A 19,150-nucleotide genomic window follows, 5' to 3' on the forward strand; every position below is an offset into this window, starting at 1 on the left:
CCTTCTTGGGTGTTTCCTCCCTAGACTTCGGGCCGCTCCTTCGGGAGTGGCCTTTTTTCTTGGTCGCAGGGCCGAACGGCATTTCGTGGCGCGCCTGAATCATCAGGCCGTGCGGACCCCTTCCTCGGAACCTCTCCGTCATCCCGAGGCCGCGCAGCGGAGGCTGAGATCCAGAGCCGCCGACGGCGCCAGCTGGAAAATGAGCCGTGCTTTTGGATTTCTGGCTCGCCTCCGGCGTCCCGGAATGACGGTGTTGTGCGGGTCGTTTTCCTAGACGCGACCTACTCCGCGGCGATGCCGAGCGGCGTCTCCGAGCCGAGCTCGTCGGCGACCTCCACGATCGCACCCCGCAGCGCCGCGACGAGGCCGGAGAAGCCCTGCGTGATCGCAAGGCTCGCCTCGTTCATGTAGAGGGCGCGGTTGATCTCGATCTGCAGCGCGTGCCGGCCGATGTTCGGCTCGCCGTAATGCTCGGTGATGAAGCCGCCGGCATAGGGCTTGTTGCGCACCACCTTGTACCCGCGGGCGCGGAACGCCGCCTCGAAGGCGTCGATCAGGGCCGGATCGCAGGAGGTGCCGAAGCGGTCGCCGAGGACGAAGTCGGCCCGCGCGTCGTGGTCGCGCCCGAGGCTCGAGGACGGCATCGAGTGGCAGTCGATCAGCAGGCAGCGCCCGAATTCACGAACCGTGCGCAGGATCAGCCCGCGCAAGGCCCGGTGGTACGGCTTGTACAACCCGTCGATGCGCGCCACCGCCTCGTCCACCGGCATGCGGCCGGCATAGATCTCCTGTCCGTCCGAGACGACGCGGGGCACCGTCCCGAGGCCGCCCGCCACACGCATCGAGCGGGTGTTGGCGAAGGGCGGCAGCCGGCCCTCGAACATCCGCGGGTCGAGTTCGTAGGGCTCACGGTTCACGTCGAGGTAGGCGCGCGGGAAGTTGCAGCGCAGAAGCGGCGCGCCGAGCTGTACGACCCCGGCGAACAGCCGGTCGACATGGGCGTCCTCCGAGCGGCGGAGCGCCAGCGCATCGAGGCGCGAGGCCTTCAGGAAACTCTCCGGGTACACCGAGCCGGAATGGCCGGTGTTGAAGACGAAGGGCAGGCTGTGCCGCGTCGGTTCGTCCACGACGAAGGCGGGCGAGAATCCGAAGGCGTCGGTCAGGTGCGGGAGGGGCAGCGTCATCGGCAGGAGGCGCACCGTCGGGGATGGGAACGGCCAACGTCAGGTCACACTGTGCGGCGGCGGCGACGGCCTGTCCACTATGCCAACCGGCCAAGTCGAGCACGCGCGGTGCGGCCTGTCACCTCGCCGGACGACCTAATCCTAACGTTCTGTTTACCGAAGCCGCCCTTTATGAAAAGAACGTTGCGATTCGAGGGTTCGGAACCGTCTGATGAAAATTCTCTTGGCGGAAGACGACAACGACATGCGCCGGTTCCTGGCCAAGGCGTTGCAGAACGCCGGCTTCGACGTGCTGTCGTTCGACAACGGCCTCTCGGCCTACAACCGCCTGCGCGAAGAGCCCTTCGAGCTGCTTTTGACCGACATCGTGATGCCGGAGATGGACGGGATCGAGCTCGCCCGCCGGGCGACCGAGCTCGACCCTGACATCAAGGTGATGTTCATCACGGGCTTCGCCGCCGTGGCGCTGAACCCGGATTCGAAGGCCCCCAAGGACGCTAAGGTGCTGTCGAAGCCCTTCCACCTGCGCGACCTCGTCAACGAGGTCGAGAAGCTCCTGGCCGCTTGAGGCGGCCGGCGTGACGTTCCGGCCATAGGCGTTCGGGACCGTAGGCCGCTATATGGTTCGTGTCATCCGCGGGACGCGAACACGCCAATGCATCCGATCACGATCTACACCACGGCGTGGTGCCCCTACTGCTCGGCGGCCAAGAGCCTGCTGAAGGAGAAGGGCGCCGCGTTCCGGGAAATCGACGTCGAGAAGGCGCCGGGCGAGCGCGCGACCATGATGGCGCGGGCGGGCGGGCGCACCAGCGTGCCGCAGATCTTCGTGGGCGAGACCCATGTCGGCGGGTGCGACGACCTCTACGCCCTCGACAAGGCCGGCAAGCTCGATGCGCTGCTGACGGCGTCGGCCAATGCCTGAGCCGCGCTTCGTCGCCGCCTGCGTGCAGATGCGGTCTGGGCGCAACCCGGCCGCCAACCGCGACGCGGCGGTGGCCGGCGTGCGCGAGGCCGCCTCCCGCGGCGCGCAGTTCGTCCAGACCCCGGAGATGACCTCGCTCGTCGAGCGCGATCGGGCGCGACTGTTCGCCGTGGTTCGCGGCCAGGACGAGGACGAGACGCTGGCGGCGCTTCGCGACGTGGCGCGCGAGACCGGGACGGTGGTGCAGGTCGGCTCCCTCGCCATCCTCGCGGGCGAGAAGGTCGCCAACCGTGCCTTTTTGATCGACGCCAACGGCGCGATCGTCGCGGCCTACGACAAGCTTCACCTGTTCGACGTGGACCTGCCGAGCGGCGAGCGCTGGCGGGAATCCTCGACCTATACCGGCGGCGCCTGCGCCGTCGTGGCGCCGACGCCGTGGGCCGAGATCGGGCTCGGCATCTGCTACGACATCCGCTTCCCGGCGCTGTACCGGGCGCTCGCCGAAGCCGGCGCCTCGGTGCTGACGGCGCCTGCCTGCTTCACCAAGCAGACCGGCGAGGCGCATTGGCACGTGCTGCACCGGGCCCGCGCCATCGAGACCGGATCGTTCATGATCTCGGCGGCGCAGGGCGGGAAGCACGAGGACGGGCGCGAGACCTACGGGCACTCGCTCATCGTCGATCCCTGGGGCCGGGTGCTGGCCGACGCGGGCGGCACCGAGCCAGGCGTGATCCTGGCCGAGATCGACCTCGCCGCGGTGGCCGACGCGCGGGCGCGGATCCCCTCGCTCCAGCACGGGCGGCCCTTCACCGTCGAGCGCGTCGGCACGCCCGGAGCCGCCACGACGTGACGGCATGATCCGGTACAACCTCGTGTGCGAGGCCGGGCACGGCTTCGACAGCTGGTTTCCCTCCTCCGACTCCTTCGACGAACAGGCCGCGCGCGGCTTGGTGACGTGCCCGGTCTGCGACTCGACGCACGTCACCAAGGGCCTGATGGCGCCGAGCCTCGCCCGCACCGACCGGGCGCGGGCCGCTGCGGACGGCGAGGCGGCTCCTGTCGTCCCGGCGCCGCCCTCGGCGATGCCGACGACCGGCGAGCCCGAGCGGCGCATCCGCGCGATGCTCCGGACCCTGCGCGAGCAGGTCGTCGCCTCGGCCGAGCATGTCGGAACGCGCTTCCCCGAGGAGGCGCGCAAGATCCATTACGGCGAGACGGAAGAGCGTGCGATCTACGGGCAGGCGAGCCCGGACGAGGCCCGCGCCCTCATCGACGAGGGCATCGACGTCGCACCGCTCCCGCCGATGCCCGACGACCGCAATTGAACCGCCGGACGGGCCGGCGCCGGTCGTCGCGTCAGGGCTTTGCCGCGGCCGTGCCGGCGACGCTGGCGAGCACGAAGGCGACGACCGCGTTCCAGCCCGCGAGCGAGATCCCGAGCACCTTCATCGCCGCGACCGAGCAATCGACCACCCTCGTCGTCTGGAGGGCGTTCAGGAAGTCGCCGACGGCGGCCGGGTTCGCGCCGGTCCCGCCACCGCAATCGGTCGGCCCCGGCCAGAACCCCCATTCCGCGCCGGCATGGTAGGCGCCGAGCCCAGCCCCGTAGAGCAGGCCGGCCGCGGCCAGCCCGAGGGCCAGGCGCGAGAGCCGCTCCGGCAGGAAGAGAGCCAGCAGGCTCAACGGCACGGCGGCATAGTAGGGCAGGCGCTCGGTCAGGCAGAGCTTGCACGGCGCGTAGCCGTAGCCGAACTGCAGCACGAGGGCGGCGCCCACCGTGAGCACGGAGCCGATCAGAAGGCTGAGCGCGGCGCGGCGCAGGCGCAGCAGGGCGGCGTAGCTCATCTAGAGGATCACCTTGAACAGGACGAAGCCGAGGACGATCACCGCGACCGAGATCGCGACGACCGCGTTGAGGTGCCGGTCAAGCACGCCGCGGATCTGGACGCCGTAGCGCCCGAGCAGCCCCGCCAGGATGAAGAAGCGCGCCCCGCGGGTGACGATCGACAGCAGCGTGAACCAGAACAGGCTGTAATGGGCGAAGCCCGAGGTGATGGTCACGAGCTTGTAGGGGATCGGCGTGAGGCCCTTCAGCAGGATCACCCAGTGGCCGTACTCGGCATAGGATTGCTGGAAGGTCGCGGCCTTGTCCTGCAGCCCGTAGAGGCGGATCAGCCAGGTTCCGAGCGAGTCGAACAGCAGCGCGCCGATGGCGTAGCCGACGAGACCCCCGAGCACCGAGCCGACCGTGGCGATCAGCGCGTAGAACCAGACCCGGTCGGGCCGGCTCACCGCCATCGGCACCAGCATCGCATCGGGCGGAACCGGGAAGAACGAGCTTTCGGCGAAGGCCACGGCACCCAGCACGTAGGGCGCCGACGGCTTGCCTGAGAGCGCGAGTATCCACTCGTAGAGGCGGCGGATCATCGGGACCGTCTGCATCCGGTTCGGGGAGAGGGCGCCCTTTGAGCACAGCCGGCCCGAACGCACCAGCGTGCCGGCGCACGCGGCGCGAGCCCGGAAAGGGCTTGGCCCGACCGCGGAACCTGTGCGAAAAGGCTCCCCGTCGCGGGTATGGTGGAACTGGTAGACGCGGGCGACTCAAAATCGCCAGCCGCAAGGCGTGGGGGTTCGATTCCCTCTACCCGCACCAAAAGTGTCATATCCGAAAGCGGCCCCGATGCCTTGCCGGGTGTCAGTCTCCGCTTCTCGATGACAAATTCAGATTTTGAAGTTGGGGCGATGCAGTCTCCCGACGCTCTCAGGAAGCGGTTGGTCGCCGGCCGGTCACTTTCGGCCTGTGTTGCGTTCGTCGTCGCGAGCGAACAGTCTGTACGGCGATGCTGACGGTCGCGGGCTTCGAATGGGATGGGGGCAACTGGCCCAAATGCGGCCGGCACGGCGTTTCGAAGGGTGAGATCGAACACGTCATCGCGTCCGCGCGTTTCGTCGTCGACGATCCGAGCCCGATCGAGAAACGCTTGCGAACGGCCGGCCGGACGGAGGCAGGGCGCTTCGTGTTCGTGGTTTTCACGCTGCGCCAGATAGATGGTCGGACCATGATACGACCGATCAGTTCGCGGTACATGCATGCGAAAGAAGTGAAGAGCTATGAAGACGCCATGGCCCGTGCTGACGACAGATGACGAGGCAGAGCGCTTCGTCGCAGAGGCGGACCTAACCGAATACGATTTTTCGGCGATGGTTCCGGTGCCGTTCGCGTTCGAGACGAAGGCTGCGGCCTTCAACATGCATATCCCGCAACCTCTGCTCGACGCCGTGAAGGCGAAGGCCAAGGCGAAGGGAATCCCCTTCACCCGCTACGTCCGCATGCTGATCGAGCAGGACGTGGGGCGTACCTGACCCTTGGTCCCTTGGGCTATTTGCCTTCGAGGAACCGCCGGATCCAGCCTCCGACCCGGTGCCGGTCGTCCGGTGCGTCGAGGGAGACGAGCGCGGCCCGTGCGCGTTCGGGGTCGTCCTGCGCCTCCGAATGGCCGGCGATCAGCGCGCGGGTGTAATCGGGCTCGAATTCCGGGTGGAACTGCACCGAGAGCGCGGCACGGTCCTCATAGGCCAGCATCGCGTAGGGGGTGAAGGCGCTCGCCGCCAGCACCCGGGTGGCGGGCGGAGCCTCGACGACCTGATCCTGGTGGAAGGCCGCCACGGCGATCCGGTCCGCGTCGTCCATGTACGGCGCCCGCTCGGTCACCGCATAGCTGTGGAGCCCGAGCCCGCGGCCCTTCCCGGAGCGGACCGCGCGGCCGCCATAGGCCTCCGCCATGACCTGATGGCCGAAGCAGATGCCGACCAGCGGCTTGCCCGGTGGCAGCGCGCGCAGGAACCCGATCAACGGCGCGATCCAGGGCAGCGGATCGTAGACGCCGGCGGCCGAGCCGGTGACCGCGTAGCCGTCGAAGGCATCCGGGTCTGTTGGTAGCTCGCCGGCGCGCACGTCGAGGATCGTGGCGGCATGCGCCGGGCCGATCATGCGCGCGGTCATCGCGCCGTAGGACGGGAAGCGGGCGAGCCGCGTCGGCGGCGAGCCGGCTTCGAGGATGGCGATGCGCACGGGCTGACCGTTGCTATGGGCGACAGGCTCGGCATCGCGCCGTTCACAGCGCGATGCAACCGCCTCAGGCGGCGCGTGCCCGCCGGAGGACCGCGCGCGGGCCGACGGCGCCCTTCAGGCGGATGTCCATGGCGTTGCCGCGCCAGACGATCGCGCGATGGGTCCAGGCCGCGCACCAGACCAGTGGGATCAGGGCGTCGCGCAGCAGGAAGCCGACGAGCAGCCGCGGCGCGTGGAACCAGCCGGCGCGCGCGGCGAGCCGGAACTCGGCCGCGTAGCCCAAAGCCGACAGCGCCGCGAGCCCGGCCGCCGCTGTCCAGGTGCCCGCGAGCGACCCCGCAATCACGAACGGCAGCAAGGTACCGCTGGCGATCTCGGGCGCGAAGAACAGCGGGAACGTCACCCGGCGCAGGCGCGCCCAGCGGATCTGCCGCGACCAGACCTCGAACGCCGCGCGGCGCCCCAGCGGCTGCTCGAACGGCGCGGCGACGAGGTGGACCCGGCGGCCGGCCGCGCGCACGAGCTTCGTCGCCGCCGCGTCCTCGGCGATCTCCGCGGCGAGCGCCCGGATGCCACCCCGCGCCTCGAGGAACGGGCGGTGCCAGAGCATGCTCTTGCCCTGCGCGAAGCCGAGCCCCACCGCCTCGCCGGCATATTGCCAGCGGGCTTGCAGGGTGTTGAGGAAGGCGCATTCGACCGCGGCCCAGATCCCGTCCGGGCGGGCGCCGATCGGCGTCGAGCAGACGAGGCCGGTGTCGTCGCGCCAGGCGGCCTGCAGTTGCTGCAGGTAATCGGTGGGCATCAGCACGTTCGAATCGGCGATGACGATCCAATCGTGCCGCGCCGCCTCCCATCCGCGCACGCAATTGTTGAGCTTCGGGTTGTCGCTGATGCGCTCGTCGCCGACGAGGATGCGGGCCGGGACCCGCGGGTGCGCCGCGACCAGCCGGCGGACCAGCGGCAGCACGGGGTCGGCGGCGTCGGCGACGCAGAAGACGATCTCGTAGGCCGGGTAGTCGAGGGCGAAGCCGCGGGCGAGCGTCTCCTCGCTGAAGGTCTCCAGGCCGCAGACCGGACGCACCAGCGAGACGGGCGCGCCCACCGGAAACGTCGTCCCGGACGCATGTCGCCCGATCCGCCGGCCGGCGACGACGAGGCTCGCGAGGTGCAGGGCCGTCAGGAGTGCGCAGAGCACGAGGGCGACCGTGGTGCCGTCCGGGGCCGGAAAGGTGCTGACGAGACCCATGCGGCGGGCATCTCCGAACCGGCCTGTCCCGCGGCGCGCGGCCGCGTCGGCTGACTGCCCCTAACAGCGCGCGCGTTTCAGCCGTATGACAGCAGCACCAAGCGGATGAGGGAGCGAAGCTTTGGCCGGAGGCGGAACCGTCGCGATCCTCGGGGCCGGCATGGCGGGTGCCGCCGCCGCCCGGCGCCTCGCCGAGGCCGGCCTCGACGTCCGCGTCTTCGACAAGGGCCGCGGCATCGGCGGGCGCATGGCGACGCGGCGCACGCAAGCCGGCGCCCGCTTCGACCACGGCGCACAGTTCTTCCGCGCGAAGGGCGAGGCGTTTCGCGCGCAATGCGCGGCCTGGATCGCCGCCGGCGTCGCCGCGCCCTGGGACGTCGAGGGCCGCGAGGTCGGCCTGCCCGGCATGCCGGCGCCTGTCCGCCACCTGCTCGACGGGCTGCCGGTGTCGCTGGAGACGACGATCGCCTGCGTCGCGCGGGGGGATCGCGGCTGGATGCTGACGGATGCCGCGGGCGCGACCGAAGGCCCATTCGCCGCCGTGGCGGTGACCTTCCCGGCGCCGCAGGTGACGGCGCTGATGGAGACGAGCGGCGTCGCGCTGCCGGGGCCGGAGCGCGCATCCTACGCGCCGTGCTGGTCGCTGCTGCTCGACCTCGATGCGGCACCAGGCTTCCCGGAAGCGCATCTCACGTTTCCGGAGAGTCCGATCGCGCTGATCGCGCGCGAGGAGACCAAGCCCGGCCGGGCGCCCGGGCATCGCCTCGTGGTCCACGCCGCGCCGGATTGGTCGCGCGCCCACCTGGAGGAGGCGCGCGAGGCAGTGCAGGCCGCCCTGGTCGCCGCCCTCGAAGCGCGCCTGGGGACGTCGGTCCGCCCGACCTACGCCGCCGTCCACCGCTGGCGCTACGCCATGGTCGAGTCGGCGCTCGGCCACCCCTGCCTCTACGATCCGGCGCAGCGGCTGGGTGCCGCCGGCGACTGGTGCCTGGGTCCGCGGATCGAGGCGGCCTTCGACAGCGGCCGGGCGCTCGCCGACCGCATCGCCGCCGACCTGACGTTCGGGCGGTGATCCCGCCCATCGTGTTCCATCCGGCCTACGAGGCGATCCTCCCGGCCGGGCACCGCTTCCCGATGCGCAAGTACGGGCGGCTTGCCGAGGTCCTGATGGAGCGCGGGCTGGCGCCGCGCGGGTTCACGACGCCGGAGCCGGCCTCGCCCGACCTCCTACGGTTCGCCCACGACGCGTCCTACGTCGAAGCCGTGCTCGGGCTCGCGGTGCCGCGGGCGATCGAGCGGGCGATCGGCCTGCCCGTGGACGAGAGCGTGGTCCGACGCTCGCGCGCCTCCGTCGGCGGCACGCTGCTCGCCGCGCGCCTCGCCCTGGTGCAGGGACTCGCCGGCAGCGCCGCCGGCGGCAGCCACCACGCCCGGCGCGAGCAGGGGGCGGGATTCTGCGTGTTCAACGACGTGGCGGTCGCGGCCCGCGCGCTGCAGGCCGAGGGTGCGATCCGTCGGGCGCTCGTGGTCGATTGCGACGTGCACCAGGGCGACGGTACCGCCGACTGCCTCGCCCGCTCACCAGACCTGTTCACGCTGTCGATCCATTGCGAGAAGAACTATCCGACCGCCAAGATCGCCGGCGACCTCGACGTCGGCCTGCCCGACGGGCTCGACGATGCCGGCTACCTCGCCGTGCTCGAGGCGCGGCTTCCGCCGTTGCTCGACGCGCTGGCGCCCGACCTCGTCTTCTACAACGCCGGCGTCGACCCGCACCGGGACGACCGCCTCGGGCGTCTCGCGCTCACCGACGACGGGCTGCTGGCGCGCGACCGCTACGTCGTCGGGCAGGCGCGGGCGCGGGGCATCCCCCTCGTGGCGGTGATCGGCGGCGGCTACACCCACGACGTCGACGCGCTCGCAAACCGCCACGCCCTGGTGTTCCAGGCGCTCGCCGCCAACGCGCTCTACTGAGCCTTCGGCAGTGCGCGCGCCTGCGCCTCCAGCGCGTCGAACAGGCGGTCCAGCGGCGCGCCGTCGATGCGGTGGAAGTCGAGGGACCGGCTCAGCATCAACCCCAGCACCGCGAAGGTCAGCGCCGCCCCCTGGCCCGACCGCGCCTCGGCCGCGCCCATGGCGGCGAGCAGCTCGCTCAGGAACTGCGAGAACGCCGCCGCCGCGTCGGCGTTGTCGGCCGACGCGATCAGCAGCGAATCGGGAAAGCCGCATTCCTCGGCGTAGACCTGGCGTGCATGCGCGACCACCGCGAGCGGCAGCGCCGCCGGCCCGTGGGGGGCGGAAGCGAGGCACGCGGCGATGCCGACGCGGATCCGGCCGACCTTGCGGACGGCCAGAGCGGTCAACAGCGCGTCCTTGGACGCGTAGTGGTGCAGCACCCCGCCCTTGCTCAAGCCGGCTTCCACGGCGACCGCGTCGATGGTCAGCGTCCGGGTGCCCGAGCGCCGCAGCAGCGCCTCGGCCGCGTCGAGGATCACCTCGGCGCGGTCCTGCCGGCGGCTGCGCGCCTTGGCCGTCACGTCGTCCATCTCCCTACCCCGTAAAAACCGTCTGGACGGTCGGTAAGATAGTGGATAGGTTCGCGCCGCGATAGAGCGTGCGGAGCCGAGGAACGCCGTGAACCGAAGTTTCCCCGTCGTGCTTGTCTCCGCTCTTGCCGCGGCGCTGCTCGCGGCGGCCGCGGCAAGCGCCGAACAAGCCGAACCGCAAGCCGGTGCGCCGGTCGGCCTCATGGCGCAGACCCTGGTGCGCACCGTGATCGCGACGAAGAGCATGATCGCTTCCGACGCCGTCTTCACCGGCGACGTCCAGGCCCAGGGGCAGACCAGCGTCTCGTTCCGCACCGCCGGCAAGATCGAGACCCGCCTCGTCGAGGTCGGCGACCACGTCGCCGCCGACCAGGTCCTGGCCCGGCTCGATCCGCGCGAGCAGCGCTCGAACCTCGCCAACGCGCAGGCCGCGCTCGCCTCGGCCGAGGCCCTGTCGACGCAGGCCAAGCTCGGGTTCAAGCGCCAGGAGCAGCTGATGGCCAGCGGCTACACCACGCGGCCCTCCTACGACAACGCCGAGCAGCAGCTGCGCACGACCCAGGCCGCGGTGGATTCGGCCAAGGCGGCGCTGGGGGCCGCGCAGGAGCAGCTGTCCTACACCGAGCTGCGGTCGGGCGTGGCCGGCGTGGTGCTGAGCCGGTCCCTGGAGGTCGGCCAGGTGGTGCAGGCGGGGCAGTCGGTCCTGACCCTGGCGCAGGACGGGCCGCGCGACGCGGTCTTCAACGTCTACGAGGCGCTGCTCGCCGCGCCGCCGCAATCGGGAACCGTGGACGTGACGCTTCAGGGCAACCCGACGGTCACCGCCCTCGGCAGCGTCCGCGAGATCTCGCCCAGCGTCGACCCGGCTTCCGGCACGGTGCGGGTGAAGGTCGGCCTCAAGGAGACGCCGCCGGCGATGACGCTCGGCGCGGTGGTGATCGGTCGCGGCCGGTTCCAGAGCCATGCGGCGGTCGTGCTGCCGTGGTCGGCCCTCTACCGCTGGAAGAGCCAGCCCGCCGTGTGGGTGCGCGACCCAAGCGCCGGGACGGTCGCGCCGCGCGTCGTGACCATCGACCGCTACGGCCCCGACAGCATCGCCCTGGCGGGCGGCGTCGCGTCCGGCGAGGAGGTCGTCATCGCCGGCATCCAGTTCCTTCGCCCGGGCCAGACCGTGACGGTGGCCGAGCAGGTCGCGACGGGAGCCGCGAAGTGATGGTGTTTCACCCGATCGCTGACGGTTTCCGCGCGTCGCATCGCGGCCCCCTCTCCCAGGGCGAGAGGGTTGGGGTGAGGGGCGTGACCTCTCCGGTGAGTTCTCGTCCCTCACCCTGTCCCTCTCCCGCTCGGGAGAGGGGACCCGCGTGTCACGCCGCGCCGCAGGTGAAGGATGGAAGCGTGAGGCATTCCGCGTTTCGCGGCATCCAGCTGCCTCTCGTCACCATCCTCGCCGGGACATCGCTGCTCGCACTCGCCGCCTGCAAGCCCGCCGAGGAGGCGAAGGCGCCGCCGGTGCGGCCGGTGCTGTACGCCGTCGCCAAGCCGATCGAGGCGGTGCGGTTCGGGCCGTTCGCCGGCACGGTCGAGCCGCGCTACCAGTCGCAGCTCGGATTCCAGGTCGGCGGCCGCGTCGTCGCCCGCGACGTGACCGTTGGCGACCTCGTGAAGAAGGGGCAGCGGCTCGCCGCCCTCGACACGGTGGTGCCGCGCTTCGCCATGACCCGCGCCGAAGCCGACGTCGCCGACGCCAAGGCGCAGTCCGAGAACGCCGCCGCCACCGAGGCGCGGACGCGTCGCCTGATGGAGGGCGGCAACGTCACCCAGGCCCAGCTCGACGGCATGGTGGCCAACCGCGACACGGCGCAGGCGCGCCTGACCCAGGCGCAGGCGAGCCTGCAGAAGGCCCGCGACCAGATGGGCTACACCGAGCTCCACGCCGACTTCGACGGCGTCGTCACCCAGCGCAACGCCGAGATCGGGCAGGATCTCACCGCCGGGCAGACGGTGGTGACCGTGGCCCGGCCCGAGGTGCGCGAAGCGGTGGTGGACATCCCCGACGACCTCGTCGCGGCCATGCCCAAGGACGGCCGCTTCACCGTCGCCCTCCAGAGCGCGCCCACGGTGACGGCGGTCGGCACCGTGCGCGAGACGGCGCCCTTCGCCGATTCGAGCACCCGCACCCGGCGCATCCGGATGTCGCTGGAGAACCCGCCGGGCGCCTTCCGGCTCGGCGCGACGATCACCGTCTCGCTGGTGCGCAAGGTCCCGCCGCGCTTCGTCCTGCCCGCCACCGCCATCCTGAGCGCAGACGGCCGCGACGCGGTCTGGGTCGTCAACGCCGCCGGCGACGCGGCCAAGCGCGTCGCGGTCACGGTGGCCGACCGGAGGGGCGACTACGTCGGCGTCGCGAGCGGCCTCTCGGCCGGCGACCGCGTCGTGGTCGCCGGCGTCCACTCCCTCGCCGAGGGCCAGGCGATCCGCCTCGCGGATACGCCCATCGCCGTTCCCGGCACGCAGGACCTTTGATCGTGGGCGGATTTTGAATCGTGGGCAGGATTTCCGATCGTGGGTAACTTCAACGCGTCGGAATGGGCGCTGTCGCACCGCTCGTTCGTGTGGTTCCTCATGGCGATCTGCCTGGTGGCCGGCACGCTCGCCTATCGCGGCCTCGGCCGCGAGGAGGACCCGCCCTTCGCGATCAAGACGATGGTGGTGCAGGCGGTCTGGCCCGGCGCCACGATCGGCGACACCCTCGAGCAGGTCACCGACCGGATCGAGAAGGAGCTGCAGCAGGTCGCGACCCTGGACTACGTCCGCAGCTACACCACGCCGGGCAACGCCACGGTGTTCGTGCAGCTGCGCGACACCACGAAGGCGTCCGAGATCCAGCCGTCGTTCTACCAGGTCCGCAAGCGCCTCGGCGACATCCAGGGCACCTTCCCGCAGGGGATGCAGGGGCCGTTCTTCAACGACGAGTTCGGCGACGTCTACGGCAACGTCTACGGCTTCACCGCCGACGGCCTGAGCCACCGTCAGCTGCGCGACTACGTCGAGGGCGTGCGCACCGAGATCCTCAAGGTGCCCAACATCGGCAAGACGCAACTGCTCGGCACGCAGAAGGAAACGATCTTCCTCGACTTCTCCACGCGCAAGCTCGCCGGCTACGGCATCGACATCCAGTCCCTGATCAAGACGCTGCAGAGCCAGAACGCGATCTCGCCCTCGGGCGTGGTCCAGGCCGGCCCCGAGCGGGTCTCGGTGCGGGTGAGCGGGCAGTTCTCGTCCGAGACCTCGCTGGAGACGATCAACCTGCGGATCAACGACCGCTTCTTCCGCCTCTCGGACGTGGCCGAGATCAGCCGCGGCTACGAGGACCCGCCCGCGGCGCTGTTCCGCGTCGATGGCAAGCCGGCGATCGGTCTCGCCATCGCCATGCGGCCGAACGCCAACCTGCTGCATTTCGGCGAGGACCTGAAGGCGCGGATGCGCCTGATCGAGGCCAAGCTGCCGATCGGCGTCGGCATCCACTTGGTCTCCGACCAGCCCCGCATCGTCGAGGAGGCGGTCGGCGGCTTCACCCAGGCGCTCGTCGAGGCGGTGGTGATCGTGCTCGCGGTGAGTTTCGTCAGCCTAGGCGTGCGCGCCGGCTTGGTGGTCTCGATCTCGATCCCGCTGGTGCTCGCCATCGTCTTCGTGGTGATGCAGATCATGGGCGTCACGTTGCAGCGCATCTCGCTCGGTGCGCTGATCATCGCGCTGGGCCTGCTGGTCGACGACGCGATGATCACCGTCGAGATGATGGTGGCGCGGCTCGAGCTCGGCGATTCGCTGAAGAAGGCTGCGACCTTCGCCTACACCTCCACCGCCTTCCCGATGCTGACGGGCACGCTGGTGACCGTGGCCGGCTTCCTGCCGATCGGCTTCAACGGCTCCTCGGCCGGCGAGTACACCTACTCGCTGTTCGTGGTGATCGCGGCCTCGCTCCTGGTCTCGTGGGTGGTGGCCGTGCTGTTCGCGCCGCTGATCGGCGTGACATTGCTGCCCAAGACCATGAAGAAGCACAGCCACGAGCCCGGCCGCATGGGGCGCCTGTTCCTGCGCGTGCTCGTCGCCGCCATGCGCTGGCGCTGGCTCACGGTCGCTGCCTGCGTCGCGCTGCTCGGCCTGTCGATCTTCGGCATGACCTTCGTGCAGCAGCAGTTCTTCCCGGCCTCCGACCGCACCGAGATCCTGGTCGACTTCACCCTGCCGCAGAACGCCACCATCACCGAGACGCGGGCGCAGATGGACCGGTTCGAAGCCACGTTGAAGGGCGACCCGGACATCGAGCGCTGGTCGTCCTATGTCGGACAGGGCGCGGTGCGTTTCTACCTGCCGCTCGACCAGCAGCTCGCCAACAGCTTCTTCGGGCAGGTCGTCGTCGTGACGACGTCGCTGGAGGCGCGCGACCGCCTGTTCCCCAAGCTCGAGGCGCGGACGAAGCGCGACTTCGTCGGCACCGACGTGTTCGTGAACCCGCTCTCGCTCGGCCCACCGGTGGGACGGCCGATCCAGTACCGCCTCAGCGGGCCGGACCTGCAGGTGGTGCGCGCCAAGGCGCTGGCGCTCGCCGACATCGTCGCCAAGAGCCCGCATGTCGGCGTGCCGACCTTCGATTGGAACGAGCCCGGCAAGGTGCTGCGGGTCGAGATCCTGCAGGACAAGGCGCGCCAGCTCGGCGTCACCAGTCAGGACATCGCCGGCATCCTCAACGGCGTCGTCGGCGGCTCCTCGATCACACAGGTGCGGGACTCGATCTACCTCGTCAACGTCGTCGGCCGGGCGCAGGCGGCGGAGCGGACCTCGCTGGACACCCTACAGAGCCTGCAGGTGAGCCTGGCCAACGGCTCGGTGGTGCCGCTGCTCGCCTTCGCGCGGATCGGCTTCGACCTGGAGCAGCCGATCGTCTGGCGCCGCGACCGGGTCGCGACGCTCACGGTTCGCGCACCGATCGTCGACGCGACTCAGCCGCCGACGATCGTGGCGGCGCTCGCCTCCGACATCGCCGCCTTCACGGAGGCGCTGCCCGAGGGTTATGCGCTGGCCACCGGCGGCGCCGTCGAGGAGGCGGCCAAGGGCCAGGGACCGATCGCGGCGGTGGTGCCGGTGATGCTGCTGACCATGGCGGTGTTCCTGATGATCCAGCTTCAGAGCGTCCAGAAGCTGTTCCTGGTGTCGAGCGTGGCGCCACTCGGGCTCATCGGCGTCGTCGCGGCGCTCCTGCCCTCGGGCAAGCCGATGGGCTTCGTCGCGATCCTCGGCATCCTGGCGCTCATCGGCATCATCATCCGCAACGCGGTGATCCTGGTGAGCCAGATCGAGGAATGCGAGGCCGACGGGCTCGGGCCCTGGGACGCGGTGGTGGAGGCGACGCGCCACCGCATGCGCCCGATCCTGCTGACGGCGGCGGCGGCGAGCCTCGGCATGGTGCCGATCGCCCGCGAGGTGTTCTGGGGGCCGATGGCCTACGCGATGATCGGCGGCATCATCGCGGCGACTTTCCTAACGCTGTTCTTCCTGCCGGCGCTCTACGTCGGGTGGTACCGGATCCGCCCGCCGGCCGCGAACGGTCCGAAGCCTAACGCGGCTTGATCGCCCGCCGCGGCGAGGTCGGCGGTGCGGACTCGATCGGGGCGACCCGCTGCGGCGGGATCGCCACCGGCGTCGAGAACGCGCCCAGGTTGTCCACCAGCTTCGTCAGCAGGCGGATCGTCTCGGCCACCTCGTCTTCCTTGAGCGCGGCGAGGAAGTTGCGCTCGCGCTGCAGCGCCACCACGGTGATGCGGTCGTGCAGGTCGAGGCCGGCGGGCGACAGCGCCAGCAGGCGGCGGCGTGCGTCCTCGGCGTCGCCGCGGATCAACACGAGGCCGCGGCTTTCCATCCAGGCGATGCTGCGGCTCACCACCGCCTTGTCGAGGGCGGACAGCTCGCAGATCCGGTGTGCGGTGATCCACGGGTCCGAGGCGAGCCGGTACATGATCCGCCAATCGGTCAGGCCGACGCCGAAATGCTGCCGGTAGAAGATCGACGCGTTGTTGGTCAGCGTGTTGGACAACAGGGTCAGCAGCGCCGGCACGTAGACCTTCGGGTCCACCATGGCGCTCGTGCTTCCGTTTACGTCGGGCGTCTCGTCTGCGCCCTCGTTCGATCGACCCATTGGCCACACCCCGCCGGGACTTGTTCACCCGTTCATCGCCACGCGATGCCGGATCGTCCCGGTCGCCGGAATACTTAGACCTGTTCCCGGGCGTTGCGCACCTGCAACGTGGAAACTTGTCTCCGCCGACACAACCTTATTTGCCGGCGGAAGTTCGCTTAAGGCGTGCCGGCGCTGCACAGAGCGGGCGCGAGGGCGGCGAGCGCGGGGCGATAGGCTGACAAGTGCAAGCCGTCGCGCATCGCGCCGGGCTTGGCGAAGCCCGTGGTCCCGTCTCGGATGGCGGCGAACGGGTCGGCGAAGCGGCAGCCGAGGCGCGTGCACAGGGCCTTCAGGCGCTCCGAGTAGTCGCCGACCGCCAGCGGGTCGAGGCGTCCGTCGAGCTCGCGCCCGATCGGCGGAAGCGCGGTGACCACGAGGCGATCCGTCGTGGCCGTCAGCTGCCGGATGATCCGCGTCGCGGCCGCCTCGTAGCGCGCCGCCGCGGCCGGGTCGCGCGGGTCGTTCTTGGACAGGATGTCGTTGGTGCCGATCGTCAGCACGGCGGCCCGCGGACGCACGGGAAACCGCAGGGTCGCGACGAGGTCGGCGTAGACCGGTGCGGTGGCGCCGCTGACGCCGCCGTTGACGAGTTCCAGGCCGCAGGGCCGCTGGGCCGGGGCCTGCAGCTCCGCGTGGGAATCGCCGGCCAGGAACACGTAGGCCGCCGGCGCCTCGTCGAGATGCGCCTGCACCGCGTAGAGCCGTCCCAGGGCGTAGGCCCGTACGTTGACAGGGGCGGTGGCGAGCATCCGCCCGACCAGGATGCCGGCGCCGACGAGCAGCACGGCGGTGGCGGCGAGCGCGACCCGGCGCCTCATGCGCGGACGGTCCCGGCTCGGTCGACCGTGGCCCCGGGCCGGGAATCGGTGGTGGCGTAGTAGGGCTTGATGTCGAGGAGCGGCGTGCCGTCGAGGCAATCGAGCCCGCGTACCGTCAACGTCGCGCCATCGCGCCCTAGCAACTCCACCACAGAGAGCGCGATCGGGTTGGGGCGCGCCGGCGAGCGCAGCGAGAACGTGCCGCGGCTCCCGTTCGCGTGGCGCGGGCGCTGGACGAGGAGGCCGCGCTCGGCCCGGTCCATCCAGTAGAGCAGGATCAGATGGCTCGCGCCCTCGACGTTCCGGAGGCCCGCGGCGTAAACCGGATCGACCTCGACGGTGCAGGCCGCGTCGGTCTGCAGCCCGTTCTTCGGGCACTGCCCGCGGATGGTCCACGGCGTGCGGATACGGCCGATGAAGTGCACGCCGGCATCGGCCTGCTCGGGGAGGGCGATTGCCTCCTCGCCCTCGCGGCGCGCGAAATCGTTGCTGTCAGCGTCCATGGCGTCCCGACCGGTCCGTCCGGCGGCTTTCCGACAAGTCGGCGCGGACCGCAAGCCCCGCCTCGCGCGACCGGGCAGGGGGGTGTAGAGCCGAGACGAAGCAGCAAGGGGATCGCGCGTGATCGAGAACGAACTGCGCCCGATGGAGGCGGTGGCCGACGTCGCGACCGCCGTGGACCGGCTCGTCGAGCTGCATGCCGGCGCGACCCAGGCCCTGCGCACGGCGCTGACCCGGACCCTCGACGGCGGCACGCCGCCGGACGCCGCCGAGCGGCTGCAGTTCCGCTACCCCGAGCTGCGCGTCACCTACCGGCCCGCCGGCCCGGTGCCGCGGATCAGCCGCGCCACCGCCAAGATGCAGGCGCCCGGCACCTACAGCACCACCGTGACCAGCCCCGCGGACTTTCGCGCCTACCTGACGGCGCAGCTCGAGCCGCTGGTGGCCGATTACGGCGTCGGGCTCGAGGTCGGCCTGAGCGCGCAGGAGATCCCGTATTCCTACGTGCTCGAGCCGGGCACCGACCTCGGCGCCGGGCGGGTGAGCCCGGCCGAGCTCGCGACCTGGTTCCCGGTGCCGCTGCTGTCGCTCGTCGGCGACGAGATCGCCGACGGCCTGTGGCAGCCAATGGCCGACGAGCCGCGCCCGCTCGCCCTGTTCGACGCCGTGCGAGTGGATTACTCGCTGCGCCGCCTCGTGCACTACACCGGCTGCGACTGGCGCGAGGTGCAGCCCTGGATCCTGCTCACCAACTACCACCGCTACGTCGACCAGTTCGTCCGCCACGGACTGGAGCGCCTGGCCTCGGGCGCGGAGGGCTTCACCAAGCTGGTCATGCCGGGCGGCATCACCGTGACGCGCGGCGAGGCGGCGTCGGCCGATCCGGCGGCGCTGATGGCGGCCTCGCCCTGGCATCGCTTCCAGATGCCGGCCTACCACCTCGTCGCGGAAGGTGCCGACGGCACCGCGCAGGGCACCACGCTCGTCAACATCGGCGTCGGCCCGTCGAACGCGAAGACGATCACCGACCACCTCGCGGTGCTGCGTCCGCATTGCTGGCTGATGGTCGGACATTGCGGCGGCCTGCGGCAGTCGCAGACCATCGGCGACTACGTGCTCGCCCACGGCTACATGCGCCGCGACCGCATCCTCGACGAGCTGGTGCCGCCGGACGTGCCGGTGCCGGCGCTCGCCGAGGTGCAGCTCGCGCTGCAGGCCGCGGCCGCGCAGGTGACGGGCGAGAAGGCCGACGCGCTCAAGCGCCGCCTGCGCACCGGCACCGTCGTCACCTACGACGACCGCAACTGGGAGCTGCGCTTCAGCCAGGAGCGCCGCCGGATCAACCTCAGCCGCGCCATCGGCGTCGACATGGAAAGCGGGACGATCGCCGCGCAGGGCTACCGGCTCCGCGTCCCCTACGGCACCCTGCTCTGCGTCTCCGACAAGCCGCTGCACGGCGAGATCAAGCTGCCGGGCGCGGCCAACGCGTTCTACGAGCGCGCGGTGGCCGAACACCTGCTGATCGGGCTCGCCGCCCTCGACATCCTGCGCGGCGACCGCCACGGCCTGCACTCGCGCAAACTCAGGAGCTTCGACGAGCCGCCGTTCCGGTAGAGCGTCCTC

Annotated in this window: 21 protein-coding genes and 1 tRNA gene; 13 read left to right on the top strand and 9 right to left on the bottom strand. The window is 70.9% G+C overall.

Annotated elements, in window-relative coordinates; all coding sequences use genetic code 11:
* Positions 1-281: 281 nt before the first annotated feature.
* Complete coding sequence (locus MFF13_RS16520; protein WP_147763332.1) at positions 282-1,184, bottom strand: N-formylglutamate amidohydrolase; 903 nt, start codon at positions 1,182-1,184, stop codon at positions 282-284.
* Positions 1,185-1,395: 211 nt separating this feature from the next.
* Here MFF13_RS16520 and cpdR point away from each other — a divergent pair, with 211 nt between their 5' ends.
* The 4 genes from cpdR to MFF13_RS16540 all read left to right on the top strand — a co-directional run bounded on the left by cpdR (position 1,396) and on the right by MFF13_RS16540 (position 3,434).
* Positions 1,396-1,752 carry a cell cycle two-component system response regulator CpdR gene (gene cpdR / locus MFF13_RS16525; RefSeq protein WP_147727374.1) on the top strand — a complete coding sequence of 119 codons (357 nt, stop codon included), beginning with the start codon at positions 1,396-1,398 and terminating at the stop codon, positions 1,750-1,752.
* 87 nt (positions 1,753-1,839) lie between these two features.
* A complete protein-coding gene (gene grxC, locus MFF13_RS16530) occupies positions 1,840-2,109 on the top strand; it encodes a glutaredoxin 3 (RefSeq protein WP_147763331.1) in 270 nt (89 codons plus the stop codon).
* Positions 2,102-2,959, top strand: coding sequence for a carbon-nitrogen hydrolase family protein (locus MFF13_RS16535; RefSeq protein WP_147763330.1), 858 nt, complete (start codon positions 2,102-2,104; stop codon positions 2,957-2,959). Before grxC ends, MFF13_RS16535 begins: the two co-directional genes overlap by 8 nt.
* A gap of 4 nt (positions 2,960-2,963) precedes the next feature.
* On the top strand, positions 2,964-3,434 hold the full coding sequence (locus tag MFF13_RS16540) for a DUF1178 family protein (RefSeq protein ID WP_147750888.1): 471 nt from the start codon (positions 2,964-2,966) through the stop codon (positions 3,432-3,434).
* A gap of 31 nt (positions 3,435-3,465) precedes the next feature.
* On the opposite strand, the gene MFF13_RS16545 is transcribed toward MFF13_RS16540, so the two are convergent.
* On the bottom strand, positions 3,466-3,954 hold the full coding sequence (locus tag MFF13_RS16545) for a disulfide bond formation protein B (RefSeq protein ID WP_147763328.1): 489 nt from the start codon (positions 3,952-3,954) through the stop codon (positions 3,466-3,468).
* Positions 3,955-4,536 carry a YqaA family protein gene (locus MFF13_RS16550; RefSeq protein ID WP_147727379.1) on the bottom strand — a complete coding sequence of 194 codons (582 nt, stop codon included), beginning with the start codon at positions 4,534-4,536 and terminating at the stop codon, positions 3,955-3,957.
* 141 nt (positions 4,537-4,677) lie between these two features.
* On the opposite strand from MFF13_RS16550, the gene MFF13_RS16555 reads away from it, so the two are divergent.
* The 3 genes from MFF13_RS16555 to MFF13_RS16565 all read left to right on the top strand — a co-directional run bounded on the left by MFF13_RS16555 (position 4,678) and on the right by MFF13_RS16565 (position 5,472).
* Positions 4,678-4,762: transfer RNA gene (locus MFF13_RS16555), tRNA-Leu, on the top strand.
* Between the two features lie 187 nt (positions 4,763-4,949).
* A complete protein-coding gene (locus MFF13_RS16560) occupies positions 4,950-5,255 on the top strand; it encodes a BrnT family toxin (protein WP_210246516.1) in 306 nt (101 codons plus the stop codon).
* A complete protein-coding gene (locus MFF13_RS16565; protein ID WP_238272545.1) occupies positions 5,239-5,472 on the top strand; it encodes a CopG family antitoxin in 234 nt (77 codons plus the stop codon). The genes MFF13_RS16560 and MFF13_RS16565 overlap by 17 nt, the downstream gene beginning before the upstream one ends.
* 16 nt (positions 5,473-5,488) lie before the next feature.
* Here the strand turns inward: MFF13_RS16565 and MFF13_RS16570 are convergent, their stop codons facing one another.
* Both MFF13_RS16570 and MFF13_RS16575 read right to left on the bottom strand, forming a co-directional pair.
* Positions 5,489-6,181 (bottom strand): type 1 glutamine amidotransferase, encoded by a 693-nt coding sequence (locus tag MFF13_RS16570; RefSeq protein WP_147815609.1) that lies wholly within the window; start codon positions 6,179-6,181, stop codon positions 5,489-5,491.
* Positions 6,182-6,245: 64 nt separating this feature from the next.
* Positions 6,246-7,427: a ceramide glucosyltransferase gene (locus tag MFF13_RS16575; RefSeq protein WP_147763325.1), complete on the bottom strand. Its 1,182-nt coding sequence runs from the start codon at positions 7,425-7,427 to the stop codon at positions 6,246-6,248.
* 121 nt (positions 7,428-7,548) lie between these two features.
* On the opposite strand from MFF13_RS16575, the gene MFF13_RS16580 reads away from it, so the two are divergent.
* Positions 7,549-8,499, top strand: a complete 951-nt coding sequence (locus MFF13_RS16580) for an NAD(P)/FAD-dependent oxidoreductase (protein ID WP_147763324.1) — start codon at positions 7,549-7,551, stop codon at positions 8,497-8,499.
* On the top strand, positions 8,496-9,401 hold the full coding sequence (locus MFF13_RS16585; protein ID WP_373322559.1) for a histone deacetylase family protein: 906 nt from the start codon (positions 8,496-8,498) through the stop codon (positions 9,399-9,401). Before MFF13_RS16580 ends, MFF13_RS16585 begins: the two co-directional genes overlap by 4 nt.
* Here the strand turns inward: MFF13_RS16585 and MFF13_RS16590 are convergent.
* Positions 9,395-9,973 carry a TetR/AcrR family transcriptional regulator gene (locus MFF13_RS16590; RefSeq protein ID WP_306422431.1) on the bottom strand — a complete coding sequence of 193 codons (579 nt, stop codon included), beginning with the start codon at positions 9,971-9,973 and terminating at the stop codon, positions 9,395-9,397. The genes MFF13_RS16585 and MFF13_RS16590 overlap by 7 nt on opposite strands.
* Positions 9,974-10,061: 88 nt before the next feature.
* Here MFF13_RS16590 and MFF13_RS16595 point away from each other — a divergent pair, with 88 nt between their 5' ends.
* The 3 genes from MFF13_RS16595 (at position 10,062) to MFF13_RS16605 (ending at position 15,601) form a co-directional block, all read left to right on the top strand.
* Entirely contained in the window at positions 10,062-11,186 is a 1,125-nt protein-coding gene (locus tag MFF13_RS16595; RefSeq protein WP_238272546.1) for an efflux RND transporter periplasmic adaptor subunit, read from the top strand.
* A 182-nt stretch (positions 11,187-11,368) separates the two neighbouring features.
* A complete protein-coding gene (locus MFF13_RS16600) occupies positions 11,369-12,496 on the top strand; it encodes an efflux RND transporter periplasmic adaptor subunit (RefSeq protein ID WP_238272547.1) in 1,128 nt (375 codons plus the stop codon).
* A gap of 39 nt (positions 12,497-12,535) precedes the next feature.
* Positions 12,536-15,601 carry an efflux RND transporter permease subunit gene (locus tag MFF13_RS16605; protein ID WP_147763322.1) on the top strand — a complete coding sequence of 1,022 codons (3,066 nt, stop codon included), beginning with the start codon at positions 12,536-12,538 and terminating at the stop codon, positions 15,599-15,601.
* On the opposite strand, the gene MFF13_RS16610 is transcribed toward MFF13_RS16605, so the two are convergent.
* The 3 genes from MFF13_RS16610 to tsaA all read right to left on the bottom strand — a co-directional run bounded on the left by MFF13_RS16610 (position 15,588) and on the right by tsaA (position 17,529).
* A complete protein-coding gene (locus MFF13_RS16610) occupies positions 15,588-16,106 on the bottom strand; it encodes a MarR family winged helix-turn-helix transcriptional regulator (RefSeq protein WP_187273549.1) in 519 nt (172 codons plus the stop codon). The two genes, MFF13_RS16605 and MFF13_RS16610, sit on opposite strands and share 14 nt — an antisense overlap.
* 218 nt (positions 16,107-16,324) lie before the next feature.
* Positions 16,325-17,026 (bottom strand): SGNH/GDSL hydrolase family protein, encoded by a 702-nt coding sequence (locus tag MFF13_RS16615; protein ID WP_147763320.1) that lies wholly within the window; start codon positions 17,024-17,026, stop codon positions 16,325-16,327.
* The gene (gene tsaA / locus MFF13_RS16620; RefSeq protein WP_147763319.1) at positions 17,023-17,529 is read right to left on the bottom strand and encodes a tRNA (N6-threonylcarbamoyladenosine(37)-N6)-methyltransferase TrmO; all 507 of its coding nucleotides are present in this window, start codon (positions 17,527-17,529) and stop codon (positions 17,023-17,025) included. Before tsaA ends, MFF13_RS16615 begins: the two co-directional genes overlap by 4 nt.
* A gap of 118 nt (positions 17,530-17,647) precedes the next feature.
* Here tsaA and MFF13_RS16625 point away from each other — a divergent pair, with 118 nt between their 5' ends.
* Positions 17,648-19,141 (top strand): AMP nucleosidase, encoded by a 1,494-nt coding sequence (locus MFF13_RS16625; protein ID WP_147763318.1) that lies wholly within the window; start codon positions 17,648-17,650, stop codon positions 19,139-19,141.
* Positions 19,142-19,150 lie beyond the last annotated feature (9 nt).

The organism is Methylobacterium cerastii (genome assembly GCF_022179125.1).
GTDB classification, from domain to species: domain Bacteria; phylum Pseudomonadota; class Alphaproteobacteria; order Rhizobiales; family Beijerinckiaceae; genus Methylobacterium; species Methylobacterium cerastii.

Excerpts from the sequence above, each read along its gene's own strand:
- MFF13_RS16615 (WP_147763320.1), bottom strand. The coding sequence starts at position 17,026 with ATGAGGCGCCGGGTCGCGCTCGCCGCCACCGCCGTGCTGCTCGTCGGC.
- MFF13_RS16545 (WP_147763328.1), bottom strand. The coding sequence starts at position 3,954 with ATGAGCTACGCCGCCCTGCTGCGCCTGCGCCGCGCCGCGCTCAGCCTT.
- MFF13_RS16540 (WP_147750888.1), top strand. The coding sequence starts at position 2,964 with ATGATCCGGTACAACCTCGTGTGCGAGGCCGGGCACGGCTTCGACAGC.
- MFF13_RS16560 (WP_210246516.1), top strand. The coding sequence starts at position 4,950 with ATGCTGACGGTCGCGGGCTTCGAATGGGATGGGGGCAACTGGCCCAAA.
- MFF13_RS16520 (WP_147763332.1), bottom strand. The coding sequence starts at position 1,184 with ATGACGCTGCCCCTCCCGCACCTGACCGACGCCTTCGGATTCTCGCCC.
- MFF13_RS16575 (WP_147763325.1), bottom strand. The coding sequence starts at position 7,427 with ATGGGTCTCGTCAGCACCTTTCCGGCCCCGGACGGCACCACGGTCGCC.
- grxC (WP_147763331.1), top strand. The coding sequence starts at position 1,840 with ATGCATCCGATCACGATCTACACCACGGCGTGGTGCCCCTACTGCTCG.
- cpdR (WP_147727374.1), top strand. The coding sequence starts at position 1,396 with ATGAAAATTCTCTTGGCGGAAGACGACAACGACATGCGCCGGTTCCTG.
- MFF13_RS16535 (WP_147763330.1), top strand. The coding sequence starts at position 2,102 with ATGCCTGAGCCGCGCTTCGTCGCCGCCTGCGTGCAGATGCGGTCTGGG.
- MFF13_RS16610 (WP_187273549.1), bottom strand. The coding sequence starts at position 16,106 with ATGGTGGACCCGAAGGTCTACGTGCCGGCGCTGCTGACCCTGTTGTCC.
- MFF13_RS16590 (WP_306422431.1), bottom strand. The coding sequence starts at position 9,973 with ATGGACGACGTGACGGCCAAGGCGCGCAGCCGCCGGCAGGACCGCGCC.
- MFF13_RS16550 (WP_147727379.1), bottom strand. The coding sequence starts at position 4,536 with ATGATCCGCCGCCTCTACGAGTGGATACTCGCGCTCTCAGGCAAGCCG.
- tsaA (WP_147763319.1), bottom strand. The coding sequence starts at position 17,529 with ATGGACGCTGACAGCAACGATTTCGCGCGCCGCGAGGGCGAGGAGGCA.